Annotated in this window: 13 protein-coding genes; 6 read left to right on the top strand and 7 right to left on the bottom strand. The window is 41.8% G+C overall.

Features of this window, described 5'->3' with window-relative positions; translation table 11 throughout:
* The first annotated feature begins 176 nt into the window (after positions 1 to 176).
* Positions 177 to 1112 carry a malate dehydrogenase gene (gene mdh, locus AUR67_RS20470; RefSeq protein WP_054562778.1) on the top strand — a complete coding sequence of 312 codons (936 nt, stop codon included), beginning with the start codon at positions 177 to 179 and terminating at the stop codon, positions 1110 to 1112.
* Between the two features lie 89 nt (positions 1113 to 1201).
* On the opposite strand, the gene ispB is transcribed toward mdh, so the two are convergent.
* Positions 1202 to 2173 carry an octaprenyl diphosphate synthase gene (gene ispB, locus AUR67_RS20465; protein ID WP_058586618.1) on the bottom strand — a complete coding sequence of 324 codons (972 nt, stop codon included), beginning with the start codon at positions 2171 to 2173 and terminating at the stop codon, positions 1202 to 1204.
* Positions 2174 to 2583: 410 nt separating this feature from the next.
* Between ispB and rplU the strand changes: the two genes are divergently transcribed.
* The 5 genes from rplU (at position 2584) to AUR67_RS20440 (ending at position 5490) form a co-directional block, all read left to right on the top strand.
* A complete protein-coding gene (gene rplU, locus AUR67_RS20460; RefSeq protein ID WP_036965957.1) occupies positions 2584 to 2895 on the top strand; it encodes a 50S ribosomal protein L21 in 312 nt (103 codons plus the stop codon).
* A 16-nt stretch (positions 2896 to 2911) separates the two neighbouring features.
* On the top strand, positions 2912 to 3169 hold the full coding sequence (rpmA, locus tag AUR67_RS20455) for a 50S ribosomal protein L27 (RefSeq protein WP_054551015.1): 258 nt from the start codon (positions 2912 to 2914) through the stop codon (positions 3167 to 3169).
* Between the two features lie 150 nt (positions 3170 to 3319).
* Positions 3320 to 4474 carry an Obg family GTPase CgtA gene (cgtA, locus tag AUR67_RS20450; protein ID WP_058586617.1) on the top strand — a complete coding sequence of 385 codons (1155 nt, stop codon included), beginning with the start codon at positions 3320 to 3322 and terminating at the stop codon, positions 4472 to 4474.
* 79 nt (positions 4475 to 4553) lie between these two features.
* Positions 4554 to 5033, top strand: a complete 480-nt coding sequence (gene folA / locus AUR67_RS20445) for a type 3 dihydrofolate reductase (RefSeq protein WP_082665684.1) — start codon at positions 4554 to 4556, stop codon at positions 5031 to 5033.
* 79 nt (positions 5034 to 5112) lie between these two features.
* Positions 5113 to 5490 (top strand): DUF3718 domain-containing protein, encoded by a 378-nt coding sequence (locus tag AUR67_RS20440; protein WP_058586616.1) that lies wholly within the window; start codon positions 5113 to 5115, stop codon positions 5488 to 5490.
* 318 nt (positions 5491 to 5808) lie between these two features.
* Here AUR67_RS20440 and AUR67_RS20435 read toward each other — a convergent pair whose 3' ends face one another.
* The 6 genes from AUR67_RS20435 to surA all read right to left on the bottom strand — a co-directional run bounded on the left by AUR67_RS20435 (position 5809) and on the right by surA (position 12254).
* The gene (locus AUR67_RS20435) at positions 5809 to 7824 is read right to left on the bottom strand and encodes a methyl-accepting chemotaxis protein (RefSeq protein ID WP_058586615.1); all 2016 of its coding nucleotides are present in this window, start codon (positions 7822 to 7824) and stop codon (positions 5809 to 5811) included.
* Between the two features lie 141 nt (positions 7825 to 7965).
* Positions 7966 to 8781, bottom strand: coding sequence for a symmetrical bis(5'-nucleosyl)-tetraphosphatase (locus AUR67_RS20430; protein ID WP_058586614.1), 816 nt, complete (start codon positions 8779 to 8781; stop codon positions 7966 to 7968).
* A gap of 6 nt (positions 8782 to 8787) precedes the next feature.
* On the bottom strand, positions 8788 to 9177 hold the full coding sequence (gene apaG / locus AUR67_RS20425) for a Co2+/Mg2+ efflux protein ApaG (protein ID WP_054550996.1): 390 nt from the start codon (positions 9175 to 9177) through the stop codon (positions 8788 to 8790).
* Positions 9161 to 9967 (bottom strand): 16S rRNA (adenine(1518)-N(6)/adenine(1519)-N(6))-dimethyltransferase RsmA, encoded by an 807-nt coding sequence (rsmA, locus tag AUR67_RS20420; protein ID WP_054550997.1) that lies wholly within the window; start codon positions 9965 to 9967, stop codon positions 9161 to 9163. The genes apaG and rsmA overlap by 17 nt, the downstream gene beginning before the upstream one ends.
* Positions 9964 to 10956, bottom strand: coding sequence for a 4-hydroxythreonine-4-phosphate dehydrogenase PdxA (gene pdxA, locus AUR67_RS20415; RefSeq protein ID WP_054562772.1), 993 nt, complete (start codon positions 10954 to 10956; stop codon positions 9964 to 9966). The genes rsmA and pdxA overlap by 4 nt, the downstream gene beginning before the upstream one ends.
* A 5-nt stretch (positions 10957 to 10961) precedes the next feature.
* A complete protein-coding gene (gene surA, locus AUR67_RS20410) occupies positions 10962 to 12254 on the bottom strand; it encodes a peptidylprolyl isomerase SurA (protein ID WP_054562771.1) in 1293 nt (430 codons plus the stop codon).
* Positions 12255 to 12261: the final 7 nt, after the last annotated feature.

Raw genomic sequence — 12261 nt, 5'->3', positions numbered from 1 at the left:
CATATTTATGCAGTATTAGTTTACAAAGTCGTCCAAAATGCTGTGTCTTTACAGCCAAGTTTACAACTATGGTCGAAATTATACGCGAAATAAGCAGGATAAATTTGTTTTTAGTCGCTAATTTCATTATCTTTAGGGCCACAAATATTTCCTACCTCAAATTACGGAGAATTCCAATGAAAGTTGCTGTTTTAGGCGCAGCTGGCGGTATCGGCCAAGCATTGTCTTTATTATTAAAAACAAGTTTACCTGCAGGTTCTGAATTATCGTTATACGATGTTGCCCCTGTTGTTCCTGGTGTAGCGGTTGATCTTTCTCACATCCCAACAGACGTTAAAGTTGAAGGCTTTGGTGCTGACAGCCTAGACGCAGCATTAGCTGGTTGTGATATCGTTCTTATCCCAGCGGGTATGCCACGTAAGCCAGGCATGGACCGTGCGGACCTTTTCAACGTAAACGCAGGTATCATCAAAACATTAGCTGAAGGCATCGTTAAAAACTGTCCAAAAGCGTTAGTAGGTATCATCACTAACCCAGTAAACGGCACTGTGCCAATCGTTGCTGAAGTATTCAAAAAAGCGGGTACTTACGATGCTAACCGTGTATTCGGTATCACAACGCTTGACGTGATCCGTTCAGAAGCATTTGTTGCTGAACTTAAAGGTTTAAGCGCAACTGACGTTAAAGTTCCAGTGATCGGCGGTCACTCAGGTACTACAATTCTTCCTCTTCTATCTCAAGTTGAAGGTGTTACTTTCACTGACGAAGAAGTTGCAGCATTAACTCCACGTATCCAAAACGCAGGTACTGAAGTTGTTAACGCTAAAGCGGGTGGCGGTTCAGCAACTCTTTCTATGGGTGCTGCAGCAGCACGCTTCTGTATGTCTTTAGTTAAAGGCTTACAAGGTGAAGAAGTAGTTGATTACGCATACGTTGCAGTTGAAAACGGTGACGCAGCATACTTCGCACACCCAGTTCGTCTAGGTAAAAACGGCGTTGAAGAAATCCTTTCTTACGGTGAGTTAAGTGCATTCGAAGAGCAAGCTAAAAACGACATGCTAGCTACACTTAACAAAGACATCCAAGAAGGTGTTGATTTCATCAACGGTTAATTCCGACAGATGATAGGCGATTTTTTAAATCGCCGAAAACAAAAAAGCCTGCAAATGCAGGCTTTTTTAATGGCTCGAATAAATAGCGTTTAGTGATCGCGGGCAACGGCGATACGGGCCAAACTCTCTAAGGCGTGTTTGTACGGTGTGTCTGGTAAGAACGCAATACAAGCAATTGCTTTGTCAGCTTCTTGCTCAGCTTTTTGCATTGCAAACTCAAGGGCCTTAGTGTCAGCTAATGCCGCTAGAATGCTCTCTAAGTGGTCCATACCATTACCAAGCTCAATTGCTTCGCGTACTAGCTTAACTTGCTCTGGTGTGCCTTTTTGCATTGCGTAGATAAGCGGTAGGGTAGGTTTACCTTCAGCTAAATCATCGCCAATGTTTTTACCAAGTTGCTCGGCATCAGCGTTGTAATCAAGAACATCATCCACTAATTGGAATGCAGTGCCAAGATGCATACCGTATAAGTTTAATGCTTCAAGGGTTTGTTCGTCTTGCTCGGTAATAATTGCAGCAAGGCCGGTTGCAGCTTCGAACAATTTTGCCGTTTTGCTGTAAATAACCTGCATATAGCTTTGTTCTGTGGTGTCAGGGTCATTACAGTTCATTAGCTGTAATACTTCACCTTCAGCGATGACATTGGTTGCATCAGCTAAAATTTGCATGATTGGCATTTTACCTAGGCCAACCATAAGCTGAAATGAACGTGTATAGATAAAGTCACCCACTAAAACGCTCGCTGCATTACCAAACTCTGCGTTGGCTGTAGGCGTACCACGGCGCAAATGTGACTCGTCGACAACGTCGTCATGCAATAAAGTTGCGGTATGAATAAATTCGATGATAGTGGCAAGCGTAATATGGTCTTTGCCCTCATAACCAAGTGCTTTTGCCGCTAAAATGGCCAACATAGGACGAACGCGTTTACCGCCACTGTTTACTATGTATAAACCGAGTTGGTTAACCAATGCGACATCTGAGCGCATTTGGGCATGTATAAGTTGATTGACGTCATCCATTTCATTTTCGATTAACGTCTGGATAGCTTTTATATCCATTGATCTCCGAGCCAATATTTATGGGTATACGGGGCTGATTGTACAACAAAAAAAGCGCTTGCTCGATATTTTGTGATGATTCAGTAAAAAAACACTGTAAAGTTTTTTATTTGAGATCAATTTTGCCAAGATAAATTTATAACCTTGATTAATAAGTGATCAGCTTTTTGAATTTTCAAAGTGCGTATTATTAGCGTAATTTAATTGTCATGAGATCGTAAAAACCGCTTGGCATGTGGTGTTTTTAGGATAGAATAGAGGAAAATATTGAATTGCTCTCAATGCAGCTATTTTTTATTCATTTTATCGAAAAAGAGGCTTGCTAGTTTTTGCACATTAGCGTAAACTTCGCGCCCTATTGAAGAATATTTTAGTTGCGTCGATTTGAGGGCGCACAGACGGAGTTAATTATGTACGCGGTTTTCCAAAGTGGTGGTAAACAGCACCGTGTGACTGAAGGTCAAACAATTCGTCTTGAGAAATTAGACGTTGAAACTGGTGCAGCAGTTGAATTTGATTCAGTACTTTTAGTTGCTGATGGTGAGAAAATCGAGATCGGTGTACCGTTCGTAAACGGTGGTAAAGTAACAGCTGAGGTTGTTTCACACGGTCGCGGTGAGAAAGTTAAGATTGTTAAATTTAGACGTCGTAAGCATTCTCGTAAGCAAATGGGCCATCGTCAATGGTTCACTGAAGTTAAAATCACTGGCATTAGCGCTTAATTAGAGGTACTGAGAAATGGCACATAAAAAAGCAGCTGGTAGTACTCGTAACGGTCGCGATTCAGAAAGCAAACGCCTAGGTGTTAAGCGTTTTGGTGGCGAATCAGTTCTAGCGGGTAGCATCATTGTTCGTCAACGTGGTACTCGTTTCCACGCTGGCGCAAACGTAGGTATCGGTAAAGACCACACTATCTTCGCAAAAGCAGATGGTAAAGTTCAATTCGAACAGAAAGGTCCTTTAAACCGTAAATACGTAAATATCGTAGCTGAGTAATCATCTCGATATTTGAAAAACCCCGCCTTTGCGGGGTTTTTTGTTTTAAGGCATATAAATATATACCTAAGCGCCTTGGCATTGGGTGCTGAATAGGGCACTTAGGTATATAATAGAGTTATTAACAAGCCAATCTTAAAGTGAGTAATCATGAAGTTTGTAGATGAAGTAGAAATTCGTTGTGACGCGGGTGATGGCGGCAGCGGTGTCGTATCTTTCCGACGTGAAAAATATGTACCAGATGGCGGTCCTGATGGCGGCGACGGCGGCGATGGCGGCAGCGTTTATCTACAAGCCGATGAAAACTTAAATACGTTAATTGATTACCAATTTGAGCGTTTTCATAAAGCAGAGCGCGGCACAAATGGCCAAAGCCGTAACATGACTGGTAAAAAAGGCGCTGATTTAACGCTTAAGGTGCCTGTTGGTACACGTATCATTGATGTTGATACTGAAGAGTCATTAGGTGATTTGACTAAGCATGGTCAAAAGGTTGTTGTTGCAAAAGGTGGTTTCCATGGCTTGGGGAATGCACGTTTTAAATCAAGTACAAACCGTGCGCCACGTCAAAAAACACTAGGTACACCTGGTGAAGTTCGCAGCTTACGCCTAGAGCTAATGCTACTTGCGGATGTTGGCTTGCTTGGTTTACCAAATGCCGGTAAATCAACGTTTATCCGCAGTGTTTCTGCAGCTAAACCAAAAGTGGCAGATTACCCGTTTACGACGCTTATTCCTAATCTTGGTGTAGTACGCCCAGATGCGAATAAGTCATTTGTAATTGCTGATATCCCAGGTCTAATCGAAGGGGCTTCAGAAGGTGCTGGCCTTGGTATTCGCTTCTTAAAGCACTTAGAGCGTTGTCGTGTATTACTGCATATCATTGATGTTATGCCTGTTGATGGCACAAATCCGGTTGATAATGCCTTTGCGATTATTAATGAGCTACACCAATATAGTCCTAAGCTTGCTGAAAAGCCGCGCTGGTTAGTATTTAACAAAATTGACCTATTACCAGAAGATGAAGCTGAAGCGCTGTGTAATGAAATTGCCGAAGAGCTAGGTGAAGAGGTTAATGTTTACCGTATCTCTGCTGCAAACAAGCAAAATACCCAAGCACTATGTCATGATATTATGGCGCTACTTGATAGTATGCCGAAAGAAAAATTCGCTGAAGAAGAGAAAGAAGAAGTTGAATTTAAGTGGGATACTTACCATCAGAAAGCAACATCTCAAGACGATGATGATTGGGATGACGACTGGGATGATGATGACTACGATGTAGAAGTTATCTACCAACGATAAAATTTAAAACTGAAAAGGAGCCATGCGCTCCTTTTTTATTGATAAGAAAAAAGTATTAAGGTTTAGTGTGAAAATTTCAATGATTGCTGCAATGGCAAATAACCGAGTAATTGGCCAAGACAACCAAATGCCATGGCATCTACCCGCCGATCTGCAACACTTTAAAAAAATAACCATGGCAAAGCCTGTGATCATGGGCCGTAAAACGTTTGAATCAATAGGCCGGCCTTTACCAGGTCGTCAAAATATTATTATAACGCGTAATGCTGATTACACAGCAGAGGGGATTGAGGTGGTTACTTCTCCAGAGGCTGCGCTGGAGTTGGTTGCTGATGTTGAAGAAGTTATGATTATTGGTGGTGGAAATATATACGAACAATTTCTATCTCAAGCAGATCGTCTATACTTAACATTCATCGACCTTGAAGTGGTCGGTGATACGCAGTTCCCAGATTACGAAAGTGTTGCTAATTGGACAGTTGCCGAGCAAGAACAGCATCAACCTGATAACAAAAATCCTTACTCGTATACTTTTGTAACCCTGTACAAAAATCCGTAACATTATTGCGGTAAAATTAATTAGTTGGTACAATATTACACAATCTTGGTAAGAAAAAAGTATTACATAAGGGCAAAATATGATGAAGTTACCAAATATGTTACTTGCAGCGGCTGTTGTTTCAGCGTCAGTAGCCTATACAGCACCAGCAAAAGCGAATGATCAATTAGCTGTTTCTATCTGTGAATATATCGCTGCTGATGATAAAAACCGTTTACGTAGTAAGCTTAAAAGCTCACGTGTGAAAATTCGTAACATCTTTGATGCTGTAAAATGTAACGGCAACAATATGCTTCGTCATGCAATTGAAAGCGGCGCTGCGGATGCTGGTGAATACATCGTTAAGAACTTATCTAAAAGCTCTTTAGCAGACGGTGCAGACATCGCATGGGCAGAATCAAACGGCCACGGTGGTTCTCCACTAATCGCTGTTATTAAAGACCGAGCAGGCCTTTAATTGAAACGCCAATAGAATTTAAGAAACCGCACTCGTTGCGGTTTTTTTATGCCCGAAAAACGCTTCGTTTATTTCATACCTACTCGCAATTCTTCGTTATTATTTTGTATTAAATAATGCGCCTGCATGGGTGCGGGAGGCAGGAAAATATTAAGAGTAATCACCTCAAAAGATCATTTAATTAAGCAAATTGCTATAAATAGATACAAAAAAACCGTGTTTGTTTTCACAAACACGGGTTCTATATTTGTTAGCTCGTAGCTCGTAGCTCGTAGCTCGTAGCTCGTAGCTCGTAGCTCGTGACTCGTTTACAGCTTCTTAAACTTTAAACGCATCTACCGATAAACGTAGTTCTTCCGCTAATTTAGCAACTTCTGAACTTGAGATATTGGTTTGGTTTGCGCCTTCAGCTGTTTGCTCTGCGATTGCTACGATTGACTCTAAGCGTTCACTAATTTCTTGCGACACTTGTTGTTGCTCATGAGCGGCTGTTGAGATCTCTTCACTTACGTTGTGAGCTTGCGCAACGGCTGTAGTGATTGAATCAAGGGCTGTGTTTGCAAGGTCTGATTGCTCAACACATGACTCAGCTTGTTGCTTACCCTTCGACATTGCCGATACAGCAGCCTCTGCGCCAACCTGAAGCGATTCAATCATAGCTTGAATCTCTTGAGTCGACTCTTGTGTCTTGCTTGCTAGAGAGCGTACTTCGTCAGCTACTACGGCGAAGCCTCGGCCTTGTTCACCGGCACGGGCTGCCTCTATGGCTGCATTAAGTGCAAGTAGGTTTGTTTGCTCTGCAATGCCACGAATAACATCTAAGATGCCACCAATTGATGCGCTATCTTTGTGTAGCTTATTGATAACTTGTGAAGCATCATCAACTTCACGGGCAAGTTGTTCAATAGTCGCTTTGTTTTGTGAAGAAATGCCTTTAACACGGTCAGCTTCTTTATCAGCGTTCTTGATTTCGCTAAGTGCCTGTTGAGCACTGCTGCTTACCGCTTGTGATGTACTGCTCATTTCAGTGGTTGCTGTGGCAGCTTGTTCAACTTGCGCTTGTTGGTTACGAATAGCTTGGCTTGACTCTTCAGTAATTGCAGAAGTTTCCTCTGAAGCCGCTGCAAGCTGTGTAGAGCGAGAGATAATGCCTTGAATAAGCGTACGTAAACTTTCGATTAGCGTATTACAACTACGTGATAGTTCACCGAACTCGTCTTTAGCTGAGTCGTCTAAGCGTTGAGTCATGTCGCCGCTAGCAACAATATCAAGAATACGGTTTACTTCAGAAAGTGGTTTAGTAATACGGCTAACAGTAACTGCTGCAACAGCAATAGCTATTAAAGTGGCGATAACCATGGCAACCCAAGTCCAAATGGTTGCTGTAGATACGTTACCACTAACGTCTTGCTGTAGATCAAAGGCAAGTACAGTTGCTTGGTCGACAAGCTCTTTAAGTTGTTTTAGAGCTTCAGTTGTTGATTTTTCTGCATTTGCCAGCTCAGCTTGAGTTTGTGCAATTGCATCAATTAAACGCTTTTTATTTGCTGATAGGCTGTTGTTGCCACGTACATTATTTACAAGGTTCTCAACATAACCGTTTAGGTCGTTATATAAATCACCATTACTTTCAATGACAGCAGGGCGGATTAGGCCAAGGCTTCGTTCAACTTCTTCTAAATAATAAATTTGTTCGTTTTTCACGATATCTAACGTGTTAAGAGTTTTAACCGTTAGCATATCGGTACTGTTAGTCACTACCGACTGGAAGTTGTTTTCCATGTTGTTAGCAGCTTGGTAGGCACGTGAATTGTTCTCTTCAAGACCATCAATATCAATGATATCAAGCACAACAGAGTTAGCATCTTCTGCGCTGATCTCAATATCTTCAAGCTGGGTGCGCAGCGTATTGTTAAGTTCAAGTTGAGTTTGTTTATCCTTAAAAAGGTTATCGACAGACTTGGCAAAGCGCTTATAAGTTTGCTCAACTTCTTGACTGCTTTGTTTTAATTTAGGGTCGTTACTCACTATTTGTTGTAGGTCTTGATAAGAGCTATCGTAACGCTTTTTCTGCTCGGTAAAGTTCTTGCGAATAGTTGCTAATTCATCTTGTGATGTGGTGTAAAAACTCGCTTGCGCTGATTTACTCATCAGGATGAATTCAACCTGCAACTCATAACTTTTGTCGAGGGCCGGTAATGACAGCTGATTAACTCGCTGTGTCGATTGATCAATGTTGGTAATTCTGATCAACGAGTTACCACCAATAAATAGCAGGAGTAACGTAATAACAATAAAGCCACCCCAAATACGCTGTCTAACGGTCAAGTTCATATGTAATTCCAGAAAATAGTACTAATCAAAACTTATCGGCAAGGTTGCCAATTAGTTAAGTGTTTAAATTTAATTAGCTTTAAATTAAATTAACTTTAATTGTTATAAATCTAACAGATGTTCAGCTATTTTTCAGTTTATTTAGATAAAAGAGTGGGATTTTTCGACAAAACAGTCTTTTTGGCTGAGTTCCATGAGGGTCATCGCGCCTCCCCATACACAGCCAGTGTCGAGGGCATGAATATTTTCGGCTTTAACTTTACCTTCTAAAGCAGCCCAGTGACCAAATGTGATCTGTTGCTTGAGCTTACTTATATTTGGATGCTCAAACCAAGGAATTATTGAACTATCTTCACTAATGCTGGTTTTATTGCTGAAATCGAGTTCACCAAGCAAATTAACGAAGCGCATGCGCGTGAAGTAATTAACGATATAACGAAATTTAGCCTCGCTAGGTAGCGTTGATTGCCATTCTAATGGGTGAGGGTCATACATATTGGCAAAGTAATGATGGGCATCACTACCTTGGTAGCAACTTTCGGCAAAGCGAGCGCGTTTTAATGCTTTTTTTATTGACCAATTTGGGTTTAAGCCAGCATGGCTTATCAGCATGTCATAGCGTTCAAGCCAAATCGCTAATGGCTGTTGTTGCAAAAAATGAATATATTCAGGGAGCTTTGGGCTGTCAAAAACATCTGCAAGCTTATCTTTAGGGTTTGCTGGTTTATTTAGATAATGACAAGCAATTAGGTGTAAATCATGATTACCAAGAGTAATAGTTACACTGCCTTGCATAGTATGAAGGCGCTCGAGGCAAGCGAGTGAATCAGGGCCTCGAGCAACAATATCGCCAACTAAGTAAAGGTGATCTTGGCTTGGGTTGAAGTTGACACGTTTTAGTAACGCATCAAATTCACTGTAACAGCCTTGTAAGTCACCAATTGCGTAGTCAGCCATTATTACCTAGTGCAAAATGTTTGGGCGGGCTAAACGAAACACCTCGATTGGCGCTTCAAACTCAGTGCCAAATTCGTTACGCATGGTGTAATGGCCTTGCATCGTCCCAACAGGGGTATCAAGCACTGCACCACTGGTGTATTTGTAGCTTTCACCTGGGGCTATGGTAGGTGTTTCACCTACAACCCCTTCACCTTGCACTTCCACTTCTTTGCCGTTGGCATCGGTAATTAACCAGTAACGACTCAATAGCTTAGCACTGCATAAACTGTGATTTTTAATGGTGATTGAGTAAGCAAAAACGTATTTATCTTGTTCAGGCTCTGATTGGCCTTCTACATAGAAGGTTTCAACCGACACCTTAATTGGAGAACCTAAATTACTGCTTGTTGTCATAAATCCAATTAGCTATATCAATAAATTGTTGTAAAGACAGGCTTTCAGCACGCAGAGTGATATCGATGCCGATGCTTGTTAGTTCTTCAGCTGTAAGTAAGTTAGATAAACTATTACGCAGAGTCTTACGGCGTTGATTAAAGGCTTCTAAACATACTGTGTTTAATAGCTTAGTGCTTTTAGCTGAACGTTGCTCAGGCTTTTTAGGGATCAAGCGAATAACTGCTGAATCTACTTTAGGTGCAGGTTTAAAGCACTCTGGCGGCACATCAATCACTGGCATTGCGTGACAGTAATATTGTGTCATCACGCTTAAGCGACCAAAGGCTTTACTGCCCGGGCCTGCGACCATACGTTTGACCACTTCTTTTTGCAGCATAAAATGCATGTGCTCTACGTTATCCGCGAACTCAAATAAATGGAATAGCAGTGGGGTCGAAACGTTGTATGGTAAGTTACCAAAAATCTTTAACTTTTCGTCAGACTTGATCAAAGAGCTAAAATCGAATTTCATTGCATCGCCTTGATGCACTGTTAACTTTGGCCCTAAGAATGGGTGGCTCGTTAAACGTTCTGCTAAGTCTTTATCTAGCTCAACAACCGTTAGGTGGCCACTTAAATCAGCGACTGGCTCAGTGATTGCACCAAGACCCGGGCCGATTTCTACTAAATTGTCTTCAGGTTTAGGATCGATAGCCGTGACGATTTTGTCGATGATCATGTCATCGTTTAAAAAGTTTTGACCAAAACGCTTACGAGCGCGGTGTCCTAAATGTACTTTATCTGTCATTGATTCTGTGCTTTTTCATGGGCGAGCTTAATTGCTTCGCGGATCGCTAATTCAAAACTACCTACATCAGCAGTCCCTGTGCCGGCTAAATCGAGAGCCGTACCGTGATCTACTGAGGTGCGAATAAATGGCAGGCCAAGGGTGATGTTGACCGAATTGCCGAAACCTTTGTATTTTAGCACAGGTAATCCCTGATCGTGATACATTGCAAGCACAGCATCTGCTTGCGAGAGATATTTATCTTGGAACAGGGTGTCAGCAGGCAATGGTCCAATTAAGTTCATGCCTTGATTATTTAACAGCTCTAAAGTTGGCGCTATGGTATCAATTTCTTCAGTGCCTAAATGACCATCTTCGCCAGCATGTGGGTTTAGACCACATACGAGGATACGCGGTTTTTCAATACCAAACTTAGTTTGTAAGTCATGGTTTAAAATAGTGGCAACTTTACTTAAACGTTCAACGGTGATTGCGCGCGATACATAAGCAAGCGGTATATGCGTCGTAACAAGCGCCACACGTAAGCCTTCTGTAGCTAACAACATCACTACATCGGCAGTATTCGATTGCTGGGCAAAATACTCAGTGTGACCGCTGAATGAAATACCTGCTTTGTTGATAATCCCTTTATGCACAGGTCCTGTAACAACAGCGGCAAAGGTACCATCCATATTTTTTTCACTGGCGATACGTAGTGTATCCAGCACGTATTGACCATTGGCGTCATTAAGTACGCCCACTTCAACGTCAGAGCCTAAATCTACTTGATGTAAGTAAACGCTGCCTGCAGGGGCAATGCTTGGGGCTTGGCTGTCATCGAAGTCAATTAAATTAATATCTAAACCAAGCAATTTAGCGCGCTGTTTTAACAGCGCGCCATCAGCAATCACCACCAGTTGGGCATCCCACTGGTGCTGGGCTAACTTGATAAGTAAATCAGGGCCAATACCGGCTGGCTCACCTGGGGTAATTGCAATTCTAATGGTCATAATTTTTATTCTGTTGGGAAAATATCAACGTGCGCTTGTTCACGCATTTCTTGCTGCCAGTTGAAACTTTCTTCTTTAAATTTACGATTAAACAGTAGTTGGTGAGCGCGGTTACGCTTAGCTTGCTCTGTTTTATCAGCTACACGCTTATCAAGTAGCTGTACAATGTGCCAACCAAACTGTGTTCTGAATGGCTCACTGATTTCATTTTTATCTAGAGAAAGCAGGGTATTTTTAAATTCTGGTACATAGGTGCTTGGATCAGTCCAATCGTACTCACCACCTTTTAATGCTGAACCCGGATCTTCAGAGTATTCTTTAGCAAGTTCACCAAAGTCAGCTTTACCTTCACGTAGCTCTTTTGCAAAACCTTTTAGCATGTCACGCGCTTTTTCTTCGCTTAAGATGATAGAAGGCTTAATTAAGATGTGACGTGAACGAACCTCTGTTGTTTCAACAACTTGGCGACCACGAACATCTTGCACTTTAATGATGTGGAAACCAGCACCTGAACGAAGCGGGCCAACGATATCGTCTTTTTTATGGCCTTTTACCGCTTCAGCAAAAAGTGATGGCATTTCGTTGATGCTCATCCAACCTAGCTGACCACCTTCAAGGGCTTTTGAACCGCTAGAAGATGAAATAGCGATACGCTTGAACTCTTTGCCTTCTTTTAAAAACTCGATAACTTTATCTGCACGCGTTTTAGCACTGGTGATTTCATCAGCTGTTGCATCACTTGGGATATCAATCAAGATATGACCAATATCATACTCTTCGGCATTCTTGCCTTGAGTTTCCATGATTTTAAGAAGGTTATCGATTTCTTGTGGGCTAATATAAATACGGCGGTCAACGTTCGCACGCATTACTTGTTGCGTGGTGATTTCTTTACGAATTTCTTCACGGTATGCTGGGTAGCTCTCGCCTGCTGCCTCGATAGTGCGACGTAAGTCAGCGATTGTACCGCCTTGCTCACGAGCCATATTTTCAAGTGTTTGGTCTAACTGAGAGTCAGAGATTTCTAAACCCATGCGCTCAGCAAGTTGCATCATCAGAGTTTGGTTTACTAAACGCTCGATTGCTTGAATGCGAAGCGTATCATCAGAAGGTAATTGCTGACCTTGCTCTTGCGCTTGAGTTTTTACGCGATTGATAATGGTGTCTACTTCACTTTGTAAAATAACACCTTGGTTAACTACACCAACAACTTTGTCGATTTCGACAGGTTTTGCGAAAACGCTTTGGCAAAGGCCAACTGTTAATAATGCAGATGCAAATAATTTTTTTAAATTCATACTTTTT

The organism is Pseudoalteromonas sp. XI10 (assembly GCF_001469895.1).
Taxonomy (GTDB): Bacteria; Pseudomonadota; Gammaproteobacteria; order Enterobacterales; family Alteromonadaceae; genus Pseudoalteromonas.
Note: the sequence above shows the minus strand (reverse complement) of the source record. Positions and strands in the feature narration are given on the sequence as shown.